The sequence below is a fragment of the 'Camptotheca acuminata' phytoplasma genome, assembly GCF_041276565.1.
GTDB lineage: Bacteria > Bacillota_I > Bacilli_A > Acholeplasmatales > Acholeplasmataceae > Phytoplasma.
The window spans coordinates 1-597 of sequence record NZ_JBGGGR010000049.1 but is presented as its reverse complement, the minus strand read 5'-3'; the positions used below and the strand labels follow the sequence as shown (position 1 = coordinate 597).

Sequence of the window (597 nt, the reverse complement as noted above, 5' to 3'; positions counted from 1 at the left end):
GCCCAACCCTTGGAACCTTCTCCAGCTCCAGGATGCGATGAGCCGACATCGAGGTGCCAAACCGCTTCGTCGCTGTGAACGCTCGGAAGCGATAAGCCTGTTATCCCCAGGGTAGCTTTTATCCGTTGAGTTACGACCCTTCCATGCGGTATCGTAAGATCACTAAGTCCGACTTTCGTCTCTGGTCGACTTGTAGGTCTCGCAGTCAAGCTTCCTTATGCCTTTACGCTCTCTAAATGATTTCCGACCATTTTGAGGAAACCTTATGAACGCCTCCGTTACTCTTTAGGAGGCGACCGCCCCAGTCAAACTGCCCACCAAACACTGTCCCTCGCAATCCACTTGCGGAGGTTAGAAACTAAAAAATTCAAGAGTGGTATCCCAAAGGTGACTCCTTTTAAACTAGCGTCTAAAATTCTCTGTCTCCCACCTATTCTGTACATGAATTTCTCAAACTCAATATTAAGCTACAGTAAAGCTCCATGGGGTCTTTTCGTCCTGTCGCGGGTAATCGGCATTTTCACCGATAATTTGATTTCACCGAGACTCTTGTTGAGACAGCGCCCAAATCGTTATGCCTTTCGTGCGGGTCGGAAT

The 597-nt window shown here is 48.4% G+C and carries 1 rRNA gene; it reads right to left on the bottom strand.

Annotated elements, in window-relative coordinates:
• Window positions 1-597 (bottom strand): 23S ribosomal RNA (locus AB6A63_RS02480); the annotation flags it as partial.